The 12,648-nt window shown below is 67.6% G+C and carries 11 protein-coding genes; 5 read left to right on the top strand and 6 right to left on the bottom strand.

All coding sequences use genetic code 11. The features are described 5' to 3' along the window. Positions 1 to 147: 147 nt before the first annotated feature. Positions 148 to 1,122, bottom strand: coding sequence for an NADPH:quinone oxidoreductase family protein (locus QX051_RS26820; protein WP_315778184.1), 975 nt, complete (start codon positions 1,120 to 1,122; stop codon positions 148 to 150). Positions 1,123 to 1,386: 264 nt separating this feature from the next. On the opposite strand from QX051_RS26820, the gene QX051_RS26815 reads away from it, so the two are divergent. The 5 genes from QX051_RS26815 (at position 1,387) to argG (ending at position 6,234) form a co-directional block, all read left to right on the top strand. Continuing rightward, positions 1,387 to 1,998 (top strand): invasion associated locus B family protein, encoded by a 612-nt coding sequence (locus QX051_RS26815; protein ID WP_315778183.1) that lies wholly within the window; start codon positions 1,387 to 1,389, stop codon positions 1,996 to 1,998. A 115-nt stretch (positions 1,999 to 2,113) separates the two neighbouring features. After that, positions 2,114 to 3,325, top strand: a complete 1,212-nt coding sequence (gene rlmN, locus QX051_RS26810) for a 23S rRNA (adenine(2503)-C(2))-methyltransferase RlmN (protein WP_315740455.1) — start codon at positions 2,114 to 2,116, stop codon at positions 3,323 to 3,325. Positions 3,326 to 3,482: 157 nt separating this feature from the next. After that, positions 3,483 to 3,968 carry a hypothetical protein gene (locus QX051_RS26805; RefSeq protein WP_315740454.1) on the top strand — a complete coding sequence of 162 codons (486 nt, stop codon included), beginning with the start codon at positions 3,483 to 3,485 and terminating at the stop codon, positions 3,966 to 3,968. A gap of 46 nt (positions 3,969 to 4,014) precedes the next feature. Further along, the gene (locus QX051_RS26800; protein WP_315758650.1) at positions 4,015 to 4,794 is read left to right on the top strand and encodes a phosphatase PAP2 family protein; all 780 of its coding nucleotides are present in this window, start codon (positions 4,015 to 4,017) and stop codon (positions 4,792 to 4,794) included. Between the two features lie 102 nt (positions 4,795 to 4,896). Then, positions 4,897 to 6,234 carry an argininosuccinate synthase gene (argG, locus tag QX051_RS26795; protein WP_315758649.1) on the top strand — a complete coding sequence of 446 codons (1,338 nt, stop codon included), beginning with the start codon at positions 4,897 to 4,899 and terminating at the stop codon, positions 6,232 to 6,234. A gap of 244 nt (positions 6,235 to 6,478) precedes the next feature. Here the strand turns inward: argG and QX051_RS26790 are convergent, their stop codons facing one another. From QX051_RS26790 to QX051_RS26770, 5 genes are all read right to left on the bottom strand, one after another. Continuing rightward, complete coding sequence (locus QX051_RS26790) at positions 6,479 to 8,692, bottom strand: OmpA family protein (protein WP_315778182.1); 2,214 nt, start codon at positions 8,690 to 8,692, stop codon at positions 6,479 to 6,481. Between the two features lie 244 nt (positions 8,693 to 8,936). Beyond that, entirely contained in the window at positions 8,937 to 9,155 is a 219-nt protein-coding gene (locus tag QX051_RS26785) for a hypothetical protein (protein ID WP_315778181.1), read from the bottom strand. Next, positions 9,155 to 9,640, bottom strand: a complete 486-nt coding sequence (locus QX051_RS26780) for a pyridoxamine 5'-phosphate oxidase family protein (protein WP_315778180.1) — start codon at positions 9,638 to 9,640, stop codon at positions 9,155 to 9,157. The genes QX051_RS26785 and QX051_RS26780 overlap by 1 nt, the downstream gene beginning before the upstream one ends. 86 nt (positions 9,641 to 9,726) lie before the next feature. After that, a complete protein-coding gene (locus tag QX051_RS26775) occupies positions 9,727 to 10,554 on the bottom strand; it encodes an FkbM family methyltransferase (protein WP_315778179.1) in 828 nt (275 codons plus the stop codon). A gap of 118 nt (positions 10,555 to 10,672) precedes the next feature. Next, positions 10,673 to 12,628, bottom strand: a complete 1,956-nt coding sequence (locus QX051_RS26770; RefSeq protein ID WP_315778178.1) for an ABC transporter ATP-binding protein/permease — start codon at positions 12,626 to 12,628, stop codon at positions 10,673 to 10,675. Positions 12,629 to 12,648: the final 20 nt, after the last annotated feature.

Raw genomic sequence — 12,648 nt, 5'->3', positions numbered from 1 at the left:
CCTCGCAGCGCGAGGATGTCACAGCGACCTCGGGCCGGCTCGAGCAAGCCGTCCGCAGAGCAGGCAGGGCTCTGCTCGGTTTGGTTGCGCGGATCAGGGCGAGGCTACCCCGGGGATACGCACCCCGGGCGCCTTCATCGCACGTCCTCAGGGGTGCAGGATCACCTTGCCCATCGCCTGGCGGCCGGCGAGCACCTTCAAGGCATCGGCGGTCTGCGCCAGCGGGAAGGTGCGGTCGACATGCGACGACAGCTTGCCCTCTGCGGTCCACCGCACGAGCTTTTCAAGGTTGGCGCGGTTCTTGGCGGGGTTGAGTCGGGTCCAGGCGCCCCAGAACACGCCGCGGATATCACAGCCCTTCAGCAGCGCGAGGTTCAGCGGCATTTTCGGGATGTCGCCGGCGGCGAAGCCGATCACCAGGAAGCGGCCCTCCCAGGCGATGGAACGCAGCGCCGCCTCGGCGTAGGCACCACCGACGGGATCGAAGATGATGTCGGCGCCCTTGCCGTCGGTGAGCCGCCGCAGCCCCTCCTTGAGATCCTCCTTGGCGTAGTTCAGCGTCAGCGCCGCGCCGTGCTGCCTGGCGAATTCGAGCTTCTCGTCCGAAGAGGCACAGGCGATGACCTTCAACCCCATCAGCTTGCCCAGCTCGCACGCCGCAAGGCCGGTGCCGCCGGCCGCGCCGAGCACGGCCAAGGTCTCGCCCGGCTTCGGACTGGCGCGATCCTCCAGCGCATGCAGCGCAGTGCCGTAGATGATGATGATGCCGGCGGCGCGGTCGAAATCGAGATTGTCCGGTATCTTGACGATCGACGCTGCTGGCAGCGCGATCTTCTCGCGCGCGCCGTTATGGCCGCAGGAGGCGACGACGCGGTCGCCGATCTTCAGGTCGGTGACGCCATCGCCAACGCTTTCGATGATACCCGCAACCTCCGCACCCGGCGAGAACGGGAACGGCGGCTTGATCTGGTACTTGCCCTGGATCATCAGGATGTCGAAGAAGTTCAGCGCCGCCGCCTTGATCGCAATCACAGCCTCGCCGGGACCGGCCATCGGATCGGGCACCTCGGTGAGGACGAGATCGTCGGGCTGGCAGAATTGCGAGCAGAGAATGGCTTTCATTGGCGCTCCTTGGTCGTTGGTGCCGGATCGGAGGTCCGGCTTTGGGAACGTCATGCCGGATTTGCCGCCGCGCCACAATCATCATGAGGCCGCGGCATGTGCGCGGCGCCGGTTCGAGGACGCGGAGCGCCGGACAATCCAGGTCTGCGGCCTTTGCAAGCGAAGCGTTTAGCCGCTATCCATCGCGACCAAGGATCAGCGATTCCGGGCCATTTTCCAGTCACAATATTGGTGGAACGAAGTCGCGGGGGAACTCAACGTATCATGTTGTTCGGGCGATTGTTGACAACGCTGGTCGGCAGCGTGCTGCTGTTCGGAGCACCGAGCCTCGCTGCGGCACAGAGCGCTGCGCCGAGGGCCGCCGCTCCGCAATCGAAGGCGGCACCGAAATCGGAACCGAAGCCAGCCGTCCCGAATATCGGGGGGGCGGAACCGACGCTGATCGGACAGTTCGGCGGCTGGGGCGCCTATACCGCGATGCCCGGCGGCAAGAAGGTTTGCTTCGCGCTGGCCAAGCCGACATCTTCCAAGACCAATCCGCCCAACCGTCCGCGCGATCCTGCCTATGCCTTCGTGTCGACGCGGCCCTCCGAGAAGGTCTTCAACGAGGTCTCGATCATGATCGGCTATGCGCTGAAGCCCGGATCCGACGCCGCGGTGGAGGTCGGCGGCGCCTCCTACGCCATGTATACCCAGGGCGACGGGCTCTGGATCAAGAACGCCGCCGAGGAAGAGCGGATGGTCGATGCCATGCGCAAGGCGCCCGAGGCGGTGGTCAAGGGCGTCTCGGTCAAGGGCACGGAAACCACCGACGTGTTCTCACTGAAGGGCCTGGCCCAGGCGCTCGACCGCATCGCGCAGGATTGCCGCCGGTAGACGGCAGCCGCCGATACCGCTCGCCGGGCGGGTCGCATTTGCCGGCCGGATCGTTATATATGCCCGCTGAAAGCCTTCGGCCGCCGCGGCCGGGCAGCACTTTGGGCCCATCGACATGGCAACGACTGCCGGGCTGCGCGATTCCTCCGCGCCCCTCGAAAAGACTCCGCTCGAAACCTACGTCCCGCCGGCGAAGCCTTCGCTGATCGGCCTGTCGCGTGCGGAGCTGGCGGCCAGGCTCGGCGACATCGGCGTGCCCGAGCGCCAGCAGAAGATGCGGGTGCAGCAACTATGGCACTGGATCTATTTCCGCGGCGCCAGGTCGTTCGACGAGATGACATCCGTGTCGAAGGACACGCGCACCGCGCTTTCCGAACGTTTCACGGTCGACCGTCCCGAGGTCGTGGCCGAACAGATTTCCAACGATGGCACCCGCAAATGGCTGCTGCGGCTGCCGAGCGGCGACGATCTGCAGAAGGCCCACGAGGTCGAGTGCGTCTACATCCCCGAGACCGATCGCGGCACCTTGTGCGTCTCGTCGCAGGTCGGCTGCACGCTGAACTGCGCGTTCTGCCATACCGGTACGCAGCGGCTGGTCCGCAACCTCACCGCGGGCGAGATCGTGGGCCAGGTCATGGTGGCGCGCGACCGGTTGAACGACTGGGCCGACCGCGAGACCCCGCTCGGCAACCGGCTGATCACCAACATCGTCATGATGGGGATGGGCGAGCCGCTGTACAATTTCGATGCGGTGCGCGACGCGCTGCTGATCGTCTCGGACAACGAGGGCATCGGCATCTCCCGCCGCCGGATCACGCTGTCGACCTCGGGCGTGGTGCCGAACATCAAGCGCGCCGGCGAGGAGATCGGCGTGATGCTGGCGATCTCGCTGCACGCCGTGCGCGACGAGCTGCGCAACGAACTGGTGCCGCTGAATCGCAAATATCCGATCCAAGAGCTGCTGCAGGCCTGCCGCGACTACCCGGGCGCCTCCAACGCGCGGCGCATCACCTTCGAATATGTGATGCTCAAGGGCGTCAACGATTCGCTCGATGACGCCAGGCTGCTGGTCAAGCTGCTCAAGGGCATCCCGGCCAAGATCAATTTGATCCCGTTCAATCCCTGGCCCGGCTCGGCCTATGAGTGCTCGGACTGGGAGCAGATCGAGAAGTTCTCCGAATACGTCTTCAACGCCGGCTACTCCTCGCCGGTGCGCACGCCGCGCGGCCGCGACATCCTCGCCGCCTGCGGCCAGTTGAAGTCGGAGACGGAGAAGCTGTCCGCGCGGGAGCGTCAGGCACTGCGCGCGATGGCGATGACGGATTGATGATTGATCGCGCCTGCATCTCCGAACAAGATCGTCATGCCCGGGCTTGACCCGGGCACCCATCAATTCATCGACTGAATGATGGATGGCCGGCTCAAGCCGGGCCATGACGAGCGAAGAAAGCGGGGCCTCGCTTGGGTAACACGGGTCTAAAGCCATGGCGCTGATTGGCCGTCTCTTCGTGATCGCTTTCGCCTTTCTCGGCGCGTGCTTCCTCGCGGGGCTGATCGTCGTGACCGCGATCCTGTTTCCGGAGTTCGCCGATCTCGGCAACGGCCCGATCGATCAGGGCGCGTTCGAGGTCATCATCGGCTTCGGCTTCATCTTCGTGTCGGGCTTCGCGCTGATCCCGGCGCTGCTGATCTCACTGATCACCGAGGCGTTCTCGATCCGCAGCGTGGTTGCTTATGCGATCGGCGGCGGGGTGGTCGGCGCAGCCTGCTATCTCGGTCTCGTCCCGTTCGATCCCGAGACCTTCCGCTTCGAAGGCATCGTGCGCCGCCATCTCGAGATCCTGACCGGCGCCGGCATCGTCGGCGGACTGGTCTATTGGCTGATCGCCGGGCGCAACGCCGGCCGCTGGCGCGAGCCGCCGCCGCGTCTGCCGCCACCGCCACCGTTGCCGTCGGGATCGCCACGTTGAGCCGCCGGCCTTTCCATCGCCACCTGCTTTCGCTAAACCGCGCGTCATGAACCGGACCGGCCTCTTCATCGCATTGTCGCTCGCGCTCGTCATCGGCGTGCTGTTCGGCGTCTATCCCGAGCTCGATCTCAAGCTGGCCGCGCTGTTCTACGATCCGCGCACGCGCAGCTTCCCCTTGAAGCTCGACGGCTATGCCGCGTTCGCGCGCGATGCCGCGATGTGGCTCGCCTGGGGCATCGCGCTGCCGTCCATCGTTGCGCTGGTGGTGAAGCTCATCCGTCCCGACCGGCCCCTGCTGGTGAAGGGCCGCACCATGGCGTTCCTGCTGCTGACCTTGTCGCTCTCGGCCGGCGTGCTCACCAATTTCACCTTCAAATCCTATTGGGGCCGGCCGCGCCCGGTCGTCGTGGCCGAGTTCGGCGGCGACATGCAGTTCGTGCCGTGGTGGGATCCGCGCGGCGGCTGCGGCCGCAACTGCTCGTTCTTCTCCGGTGAGGGTGCCACCGCATTCTGGACCCTGGCGCCGGCCGCCCTGACGCCGCCGGCGATCCGGCCCGTCGCCTACGGCGCCGCCGTCCTGTTCGGCCTCGCCACCTCGGTGTTGCGGATGGCCTTCGGCGGCCACTTCCTCACCGACATCGCCGCCGCCGGCCTCGTCACCTTCATCGTGATCTGGCTGCTGCACGGCTACATCTACCGCTGGCCGTCCACCCGCCTCACTGATGCCGGCATCGACGCCGCGCTGACCCGCTTCGCCTGGCCGGGCTTCCGCCTGATGCGCCGGCTGTTCGGCCGCCGCCAGCCAGACACCAGCCCCGCGGCCTGAGCGCGGCGCGAAACCGATTAATCGCGTGCCGATCGAGGCGAAATCTGCTATTCGCGCCCGAATTTCTGAACGGCACAGCCCTAAACACTGGTTGGACTCCCCATGACCACGATCCTGAAAAGCCTGCCCAAGGGCGAGAAAGTCGGCATCGCCTTTTCCGGCGGCCTCGACACCAGCGCCGCGCTGCTCTGGATGAAGCAGAAGGGCGCGCGTTGCTTTGCCTACACGGCAAATCTCGGGCAGCCCGACGAGTCCGACTACGACGAGATCCCGCGCAAGGCGCTGAGCTTCGGCGGGGAGAAGGCGCGCCTCGTGGATTGCCGCACTCAGCTGGTGCATGAGGGCATCGCCGCGATTCAGTCGGGCGCCTTCCACATCTCGACCGGCGGCATCACCTATTTCAACACCACGCCGCTCGGCCGCGCCGTCACCGGCACCATGCTGGTCGCCGCGATGAAGGAGGACGGCGTCAACATCTGGGGCGACGGCTCGACCTACAAGGGCAACGATATCGAGCGGTTCTACCGCTACGGCCTGCTCACCAATCCCAATCTCAAGATCTACAAGCCCTGGCTCGACCAGCAGTTCATCGACGAGCTCGGGGGCCGCGCCGAGATGTCGGCGTTCCTGACCGCCAACGGCTTCAATTACAAGATGAGCGCCGAGAAGGCGTATTCGACAGACAGCAATCTGCTCGGCGCCACCCACGAGGCCAAGGATCTCGAGAGCCTCAGCAGCGGCATCCGCATCGTCAATCCGATCATGGGCGTGCCGTTCTGGCGCGAGGATTGCGCCGTGAAGCCGGAGACGGTCGTGGTCCGCTTCGAGGAGGGTCAGCCGGTCGCGTTGAACGGGCAGACCTTCAGCGATCCCGTGGCGCTGTTCCTGGAGGCCAACGCGATCGGCGGCCGTCATGGTCTCGGCATGAGCGACCAGATCGAGAACCGCATCATCGAGGCCAAGAGCCGCGGCATCTACGAGGCGCCGGGCATGGCGCTGCTGCACATCGCCTATGAGCGGCTCGTCACCGGCATCCACAACGAGGATACGATCGAGCAGTACCGCATCAGCGGCATGCGCCTCGGTCGCCTGCTCTATCAGGGCCGCTGGTTCGATTCGCAGGCCCTGATGCTGCGCGAGACCGCGCAGCGCTGGGTAGCGCGCGCCGTCACCGGTGAGGTGACCCTGGAGCTGCGCCGCGGCAACGACTACTCGATCCTCAACACCGAGAGCCCCAACCTGACCTACCAGCCGGAGCGGCTGAGCATGGAGAAGGTCGAGGACGCCGCCTTCACGCCTGCCGACCGCATCGGCCAGCTGACGATGCGCAATCTCGACATCACCGACACCCGCTCCAAGCTGAAGCTCTATTCGGACACGGGCCTGCTGTCGGGATCGGAAGGCGCGGAGATCTTCCAGCTCGGCCACGACAAGAGCTGAGTTGGAGCTGTCGAGCGCAATCCTCCCCGTCTCCACCGCTGTCGTCCCTGCGAACGCAGGGACCCATATCCACCGACTGACATGGTGAGAGCCGGCCGGGGCTCCAGCCGTCGCAAAACTGGATCCTGTGAGTATGGGTCCCCGCGTTCGCGGGGACGACACCGAACAGGACGAAACGGATTGCCACTTACAAAAATGGCCGGGATCGCTCCCGGCCATTTTCATTTTTAGATCTGACGCAACCTCAGCGCGGCGGTGCCACGCCCGGAGGCGGCGGCGGCAGCGCGGCCTGGCCGCCATTGAGCAGCGGCGTGATGCGGCGGACCGTGACGCGCCGGTTGATGCGGCTCGGCCCCTGCGTCTGCTCCTTCAGATACTGCTCGCCATAGCCCTGCGAGGTCAGATTCTCCGCGGGGACGCCAAACTGCTGCGTCATCAGCGTGGCGACCGATTCGGCTCGGCGGTCCGAGAGCGACAAATTGTCGGTCTCGTTGCCGACCGCGTCGGTGTGGCCTTCGATCAGGAAGACCTCGCGCGGGTTGCGCTGGATCGCCTGGTTGAGGCCGTCGGCGATGACCTGCAGCTTCGCCACCTGGTCGGGACCGATCTCCCACGATCCGGTTTCGAAGGTGATCGTGTTGAGATCGATCGACGGCATCAGCTGGCGCACCGACGGGGAGTAGCGGACCTCGTCCAGCGAGTAGCGGCGCTGGACGCGCTCCACCGGTGGCGCGATCAGCGTGTCGTAGATGACATCCGGCGGCGCCTCCTCGGCGTCGACGATGTAGCGGTTGTAGGGGATGCGGATCTCCGGCGGCGGCAGGTCGACATAGAAGCCGCCGACCGCGGCGGGATCGCGATAGGCGTTGTCGATGATGATGATCTCGCGGCCGCCGATATCGCGGCGGATGCGGCGCAGCAGCCGGCCGTCGGCCGCCGTGACCGTGATGATCTGGCTACCGTCGGGGCGGATCACCACCGTGCGCATCTCGCCGCGATCCTCCCGCTGCACGCGGATGTCACGCGCGCCGTAGCGGAAGCGCTCGAGCTCATCGTGACGCACGAAGGACTGGCCGCTCGGATCGCGCACGATGACGCGTCCCGGCTCGTAGATCAGCGTGCGACCGCCCTCCTGGACCTCGCGGCGCTGGCCGCGGAAATCGTCCAGCCGCTGCGGCCCAGCCATCGGCGCGCCCGGCGCGATCGGCGTGAGCTGCTGTGCCGTCGGCGGTGGCGGCGCCGGGATGGGCGCAGTGACCTGCGGCGGCGGCCGATTGGACATGGCCGGGGGTCCGGCGGGCGGCGCAGCGCCCGGACCGGCCTGCGGCGCGCCGGCGGGTCCCGGCCCCGGTCCAGCAGCACCGGGACCTGCCGCTGGAGGCGGCGCACCCGGAGCGCCTGGAGGCGTTCCCGGACGTCCGCCGGGCGTCGGGCTGCCGGACGGCGCGCCTTGCTGCGACGGCGTCTGGGTGGCCGCAGGCGCGGGTGGCGCCGGCGGGGTTCCCGGAGCAGGCGCGACCGTCCCGGCCGGCGCGGTGGGAGCACCCCGCGGCGGGGGCCCGCCTTGCGGGGAGCCAGGCGGCGGGGCGCCGGCACCTGGCTGTGTCGGCGGCCGCTGCCCGGGGCCAACCGGAGGAGTCGGAGCCGGCGTCGGCTGCGGAGACGGCGCCGCGGACGGAGCCGGCGAGTGCGCAGGCGGCGACGCGTTCCCGGCCGCTGGCGACGAAGGCGGGGGTGTCACGGCTGACGGCGGCGTTCCCGGCCGCAGGTTCGGTGCCGGACTCGGCGGAGGTGGCGGGGCGGGCGTGGCCACGGGCGGCGTGGGCGGCGTTGGACGCGCGGGAGCAGCCGTCGGCGGGGGCGCAGGCGGAGTCGCAGGACGTGCCGGCTCACGCGGCGGCCCCGGCGGAGGCGCTGGAGGCGGCGGCGTATGCACCGGCGGAGCCGCAACAGGTGGCGCAGGACGCGCCGGCGGAGGTGCAGGCGGCTCAGCCCGTGGAGGCGGCGGTGCCGAATGTGGCGGCTCAGCCCGCGGCGGCGGAGCAGCCGGACGTGGTGGCTCGGCCCGTGGCGGAGGGGGCGGTGGGGGCGCCGGACGCGGCGGCTCGGCCCGCGGCGGAGCAGGCGGTGGCGGAGGCGCGGGCCGCGGCGCCGCTGCCGGGGGAGGCGGCGGGGGAGCAGGACGAGGCGGAGCCGCCGCGGGTGGCGGCGGAGCTGCAGGCGGTGCCTGGTGGGGCGGTGCAGCGGCCGGCGGCGGGCCACCCGGCCGCTGCGGCGGGCCTGGCGGTTGACCATGCGGCGGTTGCTTGGGCCGACCGTCCGGGCCGACCTCGCCGCCGGGGCCGCCTGGACCCTGCGCCATGATCATCGGCGCGCTCTGCGCGCGGGAGCCGGAGCTCATTAGTTGCATCGCCGACAGCGCAGTCGTCGCCAGCAGCAGGACGCGAAGTTTGCTCATGTGTCTTGTTTTCCCGGAACGATCTTTTTCAAGCACGGAGAGATCAACGAGTATGCGTTAGGCCGGATTGTGGCGCAGTTCAAATCCGCAGGCGGATTTATTTCGACGCGAAACCACCCCCGCAGGGCCGCCATTCAGGTTTCATTCAGTCTTGATTTTCAAGGGCTTGGCCCAATCGCCGAAATGCGGGACCGGCGCACGGCCAGCCCCTTCGCAGGCGATCATCATGACCACTCAATCGCGGTCAATCCGTGGCCGGATTGGGCGTGGTCGGGCCGAGCGGCCCTCGGCCGGGGATTTCGTCTGGCGTCTGCCCGGGCAGCTCGCGCTGGGGCGCCGGCGCATCGGGTTCGTACACCGGCGGCGGAATGTCGGGCTGCGGATTGCCGACCGGATCCTCCGGCGGCGGTTCGGCCGGGCGGCCCGGCGTCGCCGGCGGAATCTCTGGCGGTTCGATCGGCATCACATCGCAACCTTTCGATGGTCGCCGAGGTCGGGACGCGTGCCGCTGACGGCGGCCGCCGCCATTTTGACGTAGCGCACGATGGTGCCGGGCGAGTCCCAGAACTCGGCGTCGTCAGGCGTGATCTTCAAGAGGCGGATGTTCGGATCCTCGGCGCTGTCCCACCAGGCCTTGGCCGGCGTCGAGAACAGCTCTCGGATCTTGCCGCGATCGTTGGAAATGGCCGCGGTGCCCGTCAGCGACACGTATTTCTGGCTGCCGACGTCTGCGAACGACAGGTTGACCTCGGGCGAGCGCGCGATCTCCTCGTCCTTGTGATGCCGCGCGTCAGTGAGAAAGTAGATCATGTTCTCGTCGCGCGCGAGATAGGCGCTCATCGGCCGTGCCCGCAGCCTGTCACCGTCGCGGGTGACCAGCATCGCGAAGCCGATCTTCTTCATCAGGTCCCAAACGCGACCCTGGTCGCGCGCGTCGTCGTTGCTCATGGCCGGCTCCCTCAATGTCAGGGACGACAACGCCGCGTGGGGCGCCGATGTTCCGGACGTATTGGGGACGGCGACAGAATGCCGATTCAGCCGCGCAGCAACAGCGTGTTGCTGCGCGTGCGGCCGCATTCGCGGTAGCCGCGACCGAGCATGTCGGCGAGACAATCGTTCTGCCATTCCTCGCGCGACAGGTGTTCGATGACGACGGAACGCGGCCACAACGCGGCAGGCGCGTCACGGAAGAAGCAGGTCAGCACACGGTCCTCGAAGCCTTCCACGTCGATCTTCAGCGCATCGACCGTGGTCGCTCCGGCCTGTTCGAGGATGGTCTGCAGCCGCAACGACGGGACCTTGAATGCTTCAGCACCCGCCTCTCCGGTCACGATGTGGCTGGCACCGAGATTGTCGCCATCGGTCTCGATCATCACCTCGCCGTCGCTCTCGCCTGCCGCCGCCGCGACGAGCCTGACCTGGGACAGCGCGGACGCATCGCGATTGAAGCTCAGCCGCGCATGTGTGACCGGATGCGGCTCCACTGCGATCACGAGACCGCCCGGCCCGACGTGACGCGCGAGCGGCAAGGCGAACGTTCCGACATTGGCGCCAACGTCCACCACCACGCCGCCCGGCGGAACGTGGCTGCGCAGGAAATCCAGCTCCTCACGATTGTAGTCGGGATTGAACAGCGCACCACGTTCGGTCGCACTGACCTGATGATAGAAGCGGAAATTGGCGCCCTGATAGCCGACATCCAGAGGACCTGCCCCCAGCACGTTGACGACGCGCGTCAACATCGGCCGGAACGCGCCGCGCTTCAGGCCGGAGCCGTGCGCCAGCCGGATCACCAGCGCCTGGGCGGCATTCGGAGCGAAGGCACCAAAGGAGGGCGGAGAAGGATCGTTGTCGGGCGTCAAGGTCGCGTCCTGGGCTGAGGGCGACGTGTGATAGCCGGTTTCGCCGCGATCTCCAATGCAGGCGGCGTGGCCGCATTGTGTCGTCACCAGGACCGCGCTGAGGCAACACCCCAGCCGCTCAGGCCGCCTTGCGCTGACGCAGGAAGCGGCCGATCAGGCGACGCCGTCCCTTGCGCGGAATGAGATCAATGTCGCTGACGAGCTTGGCGCCGCCCTTGCGCCGCTCGAGCACGATCTTGCGGCTGTGGAAGACCTCCAGCTCGGCACGATGCGCCACGCTGACGATGGTGGCCTTCGGCAGCTCGCTCGTCACGATCTCCATCATCCGGCCCTGGCTCTTCTCATCGAGCGCGGAGGTGGCTTCATCGAGCACGACGATGTCGGGGCTGTGCAGCAGCAGGCGCGCGAAGGCGAGACGCTGCTTCTCGCCGCCGGAGAGCGTTTGATCCCAGGGCGCGTCCTCCTCGATCTTGTCCTTGAGATGGTCGAGACCGACCTTGTGCAGGGCTTCGCCGACCTGCGCCACGCTCCAATCCTCGGCAGCCCCGGGATAGGCGACGGCCCGGCGCAGGGTGCCCGATGGCACGTAGGGCCGCTGCGGCAGCATGAACAGCTTGCGGTCGGGGTGGAGGTTGATGCTGCCGCCGCCCCACGGCCACAGCCCGGCGATGGCGCGCACGAGCGTGCTCTTGCCGGTGCCGGATTCGCCCGCGACGAGCAGGCGCTCGCCGGGATCGACCACGACCTCGGTCTCGCCGACCACAGCGGTGCCGTCGTCGAGGGTCACCTGCAGATCATTCAGGCTGAGCATCGCGTCGCCGGAGGTCTCGCCGCGCTTGATGCGGCCGATGCCGTCGCCTCTCTCCGCACGCTCCAGCGCATCGAGCGACATCATCAGCGAGGCGATGCGGCGGGCACAGGCATTCCAATCCGCGAGCCGCGGATAGTTGTCGACCAGCCAGCCGAACGCGGTCTGCACGATCGTGAACGCGCTCGCCGCCTGCATCACCTGCCCGAGCGTCATGCTGCCGTCGAGAAATTTCGGCGCGCACAGCAGCAGCGGCACGACAGGGGCGATGAGGCTGGAGCCCTGCGACACCAGGGTGGTGCGCATGTGCTGGCCGGCGAGCCGCGCCCATTGCTGCAGCACGTTGCCGAGCGTCCGGTCGATGCCGGCGCGCTCTTCGGTCTCGCCGCCGAGCAGGGCGATGCTCTCGCCGTTTTCGCGGACGCGGGTCAGGGTGTAGCGGAAATCGGCCTCGGCCTGGTTCTTGTCCTCGGAGACCTGCACGAAGCGGCGGCCGATCGTCATGATCGAGCCCGAGGCGATGGCGGCGTAGGCGATCGCGGCGATGACCAGAAAGCCGGGAATGGTGATCTCAGTGGCGCCGAGATGCAGCGTCAGCGCGCCGCCGATGGTCCAGAGCACGACGATGAAGGTCGCAGCCGACAGCAGCGCCGAGGTCACGCCGGCGATGAAGTCGACCGGCGAATCGGTCGCGATGCGCAGGTCCTCGGCGATCCGGTATTCCGGATTCTTGTGGTCGCCGCTGACGAGATTGAGCTGATAGTAGCGCCCGCTGGTCAGCCAGCGGGTGATGACGCTGTTGGTCAGCCAGGCGCGCCAGCGCCGCTGGATCGCCATGCGCGCATAGACCTGGGCGACGCCGAGAATGACGCTGCCGATCGCCAGCGGGAAGAAGATCGCGGTGAGATGAAAGACGGTCGCCGAATCGCGCTTCTCGATCGCATCGAAGATCGACCGATTCCAGACGTTGATGCCGTACTGAAATCCGACAGTCGCAACGATCAGGAACAGCAGGCCGAGCGTGAACGCCCACGCCAGACCGTCGCCGCTCTTGCCCCAATAGCCGCGGGCGCTGATCCAGAACCGGGTCAGCAGATAGCGCTTGCGCAGTTGCTCGGCCTCTTCGGGCGACAGCTCCGGATCAGGCTCCACCAATTCGGGCGGCGGCGGCTCGACCTGGGTGCCATTCTCAGCGGCGATCTCGATGATCGGCGCCTTCTCGGGCGCCTGTGCCCCCGGCCGCGCGATGTCCTGAACCTGTCCCATTCCGCGATAACAGCAACGCA

The organism is Bradyrhizobium sp. SZCCHNR1053 (assembly GCF_032381235.1).
GTDB lineage: Bacteria > Pseudomonadota > Alphaproteobacteria > Rhizobiales > Xanthobacteraceae > Bradyrhizobium.
The sequence above is the reverse complement of the archived record's forward strand: the minus strand, read 5'-3'. Positions and strand labels throughout refer to the sequence as shown.